General features: G+C 73.1%; 3 protein-coding genes. All 3 read right to left on the bottom strand.

Annotation, left to right across the window (positions count from 1 at the left end; translation table 11 throughout):
- Positions 1-387: AMP-binding protein (locus AC1DMQ_RS25755; RefSeq protein WP_477036369.1), on the bottom strand; the 387-nt coding region annotated here is incomplete at its 3' end.
- Positions 384-1,100 carry an AMP-binding protein gene (locus tag AC1DMQ_RS25750; RefSeq protein WP_477036368.1) on the bottom strand — a complete coding sequence of 239 codons (717 nt, stop codon included), beginning with the start codon at positions 1,098-1,100 and terminating at the stop codon, positions 384-386. The genes AC1DMQ_RS25750 and AC1DMQ_RS25755, both read right to left, overlap by 4 nt.
- The coding region (locus AC1DMQ_RS25745; RefSeq protein ID WP_477036367.1) for a condensation domain-containing protein at positions 1,063-2,073 on the bottom strand (1,011 nt) is incomplete at its 5' end. The genes AC1DMQ_RS25745 and AC1DMQ_RS25750, both read right to left, overlap by 38 nt.

The raw sequence follows: 2,073 nt of genomic DNA, 5'->3' as shown, positions 1-2,073 counted from the left end.
GAACCGCTCGGCCGTCAGCCCCGGACGGTCCAGATAGCCGCGGCCCAGGCCAGAACCCGACAGGTACAGCTCCCCCGCAACCCCCACCGCGCACGGCTGCAGGAACCGGTCCAGCACATAGGCCCGGGTGTTGGCGATCGGTCGGCCGATCGGCGGCGGGCCCGACACGTCGGGTCCCGACACCAGCGCCCAGGTCGAATAGGTGGTGTCCTCGGACGGGCCGTAGAGATTGTAGACCCGCGCCTGGGGATGGCGCGCGCCGATCGCCTCCACCAGGCTGGCGGGCAGCGGCTCGCCGGCCAGGTTGACCGCCCGCAGGGCCGCCAGCTCCACGCCGCCGCGCACCAGTTCGGTCATCGCCGAGGGCACGGTGTTGACCAGCGTCACCCCCGGTGGGGGATCATCACGCCCTTGGGTCGGCCGGTGGAGCCGGAGGTGTAGATCACATAGGCCAGGTCCTCGCCGTGGATCGCCACTTGCGGCGGCTCGTCGGCCAGGGCCGCCAGGGCGGCGACCTCCTCGGGCGCGTCCAGCGCCACGGTCACCGTCCCGGCCGGCAGCACCCCSGCCAGGGCCTGGCTGGTCACCACCAGCCGCGCCCCGGCGTCCGACAGCATGTACAGCCGCCGGTCGGCCGGATAGTCCGGGTCGACCGGCACGAACGCSGCCCCGCTCTTGAGGATGCCCAGCATCGCCGTCACCAGCTGGGGCGAGCGCTCCAGGCACAGCCCCACCACCTGGCCCGGCCCCGCCCCCAGCGCCGCCAGCCGCCGCGCCAGGCGGTTGGACCGCGCCTCCAGCGTCGCATAGTCCAGCGTCTGGCCCTCGAACCGCACCGCCGGCGCGGCGGGCGTGGCCGCCGCCTGGGCCGTGACCAGCCCCGCCAGCCCCCGCCCGTCGCCCGCCGGCAGCGCCCGGGCCGTGTCGTTCCATTGCCTCAGCAGTTGGTCGCGCTCGACRTCGTCCATCAGCGACAGCCGCGACAGCCGCGCCTCCGGATCGGCCGCCAGCCCCTCCAGCGCCCGCCGCCAATGGTCGGCCAGCCGCTCCATGGTCGCGCGGTCAAACAGGTCGGCGGCGTATTCCAGGGTGCAGTCCAACCCCTCGGCGTCCTCGCCCACCCGGCGCGGCCAGCCCCAGGTTCTGCAGCACGAACATCGCCTGGAACACCGGGTTGCGCGACATGTCCCGCTCGGGGGCCAGCGCCTCCACCAGCTTCTCGAACGGCAGGTCCTGGCGCGCATAGGCTCCCAGCGCCATCTCCTTGGTGCGCGCCAACAGCTCCCGTCCCGTCGGATCGCCCGACAGGTCCCCGCGCATCACCAGGGTGTTGACGAAGAACCCGATCAGCGGCTCGATCTCCGAGCGCATGCGATTGGCGATCGGCGTGCCCACCAGCACGTCCTGCTGACCGCTCCAGCGCCCCAGCACCAGCTCGAACCCCGCCAGCAGCGCCATGAACAGCGTCGCGCCTTCCTGCTGGGCCAGACCCGTCAGCGCCTTGGCCAGGCCGGCCGGCAGCCTAAACCGCAGCACCGCCCCGCGATGGCTCTGCACCGGCGGCCGCAGCCGGTCGGTCGGCAGGTCCAGCGCCTCGGGCGCTCCGGCCAGCTTGTCCAGCCACCAGCCCAGCTGCGACTGCGCCACCCCCTCCTCCAGCCAGCGCCGATGCCACAGCGCATAGTCCCCGTACTGGATCTCCAGCGGCGCCAGCGGCGAGCCCAGCCCACGCCGGAACCCCTCGTACAGCACCGCCATCTCCCGCAGCAGCACCCCCATCGACCAGCCGTCGGTGACGATGTGGTGCATCACCACCACCAGCACGTGCTCGCGCGCCGACAACCGCAACAGACGCACCCGCAGCAGACGCCCCGACCCCAGGTCAAACCGCTCGCGCATCGTCTCCCCGACCAGACCCTCCAGGGCCTCCGCCGTCGTCGGCTCGGCCGCCAGACCCAGCGAACCGGCCGCCTCCACGATCTGCACCGGACCGCTGGAGCGCATCTCGAACCGCGTGCGCAGCACCTCGTGGCGCGACACGATCTCGTCCAGCGCCCTCGACAGCGCCACAAC

Source organism: Caulobacter sp. 05L422 (assembly GCF_056397765.1).
The sequence above is the reverse complement of the archived record's forward strand: the minus strand, read 5'-3'. Positions and strand labels throughout refer to the sequence as shown.